Genomic DNA, 1,235 nt, shown 5'->3' with positions numbered 1-1,235 from the left:
ATCGCTCGGTATAAGTGACACAATCATTTTGAATTGGGTAAACCAATATAAACAGAATGGTCTGGAAGCTTTTCTAAAACGATGTACAAATTACACACAACAATTTAAACTAGACGTACTAAACTTTATGATTGAAAACGGTATGTCCTTATTTGAGACGGCAGCTATCTTTAATATTCCTGCCCCTTCAACGATTTCTGTTTGGAAAAAACAGCTCGAAACACAAGGAATTGATGCCCTTCAATCTAAGAAAAAGGGGCGTCCATCCATGAAAAAAGATTCAAATAAACAATTAAAACAACCTTTAGCTGAAGGGTCAGTCGAAGCACTTGAAGCACGCATTAAACAGCTTGAGATGGAAAATGAGTACTTAAAAAAGTTAAATGCCTTAGTTCAAAACAAGGAAAAATCACAAAACAAGACAAAGCGCAAGTAGTCTACGAATTAAGGCATAAATATTCGGTCAAGGCACTCGTGGAGCTAGCTACTATTCCTCGAAGCACGTATTATGATTTAGTAAAGAAAATGAATCGTCCAGATCTAGATGCCGATTTGAAAGCTGAGATTAAAGCGATTTATGAGGAAAATGAAGGTCGTTATGGTTACCGTCGCATTCGTGATGAATTAACGAATCGTGGCCAGAAAGTGAACCACAAGAAGGTTCAGCGCATTATGAAAGAGCTTGGGTTAAAGTGTGTTGTGCGTATGAAGAAATATAAATCCTATAAAGGAAAAGTCGGTAGAATTGCACCTAATATTTTAGAGCGTAATTTTTATACAGATGCACCGAATCAAAAGTGGGTAACAGACATTACAGAGTTTAAATTGTTTGGAGAAAAACTGTATGTATCACCTGTATTAGATTTGTATAATGGTGAAATTATTACCTATACAATTGGTTCTAGACCGACGTATTCGCTTGTTTCAGACATGTTAGAGAAAGCATTGGAACGTTTACCTGAAACCCACCAGCTACTGATGCATTCGGATCAAGGATGGCATTATCAAATGAGACAGTACGTCCGTACACTTGAATCAAGAGCTATCGTCCAGAGTATGTCTCGAAAAGGCAACTGTTACGACAACGCAGTAATAGAAAATTTCTTTGGGATTATGAAGTCGGAGTTCCTCTACATAAAAGAATTTGAAAATGTAGAGCACTTTAAAATAGAATTAGAAAAATATATAGATTATTATAATACGAAACGGATTAAGGCAAAATTAAAAATGAGCCC

The 1,235-nt window shown here is 36.1% G+C and carries 1 protein-coding gene; it reads left to right on the top strand.

Annotated elements, in window-relative coordinates:
* Positions 1-1,235, top strand: a protein-coding gene (locus DN400_RS03665) for an IS3 family transposase (RefSeq protein ID WP_147801548.1) whose coding sequence is annotated in 2 segments (ribosomal slippage) — positions 1-371 and positions 371-1,235 — 1,236 coding nt annotated over the 2 segments. Because the reading frame shifts where the segments join, the coding sequence is not laid out codon by codon here. This gene is flagged as partial in the annotation.

The organism is Bacillus sp. AR8-1, from assembly GCF_008042345.1.
Lineage (GTDB): Bacteria > Bacillota > Bacilli > Bacillales > Bacillaceae_G > Bacillus_A > Bacillus_A cereus.
The sequence above is the reverse complement of the archived record's forward strand: the minus strand, read 5'-3'. Positions and strand labels throughout refer to the sequence as shown.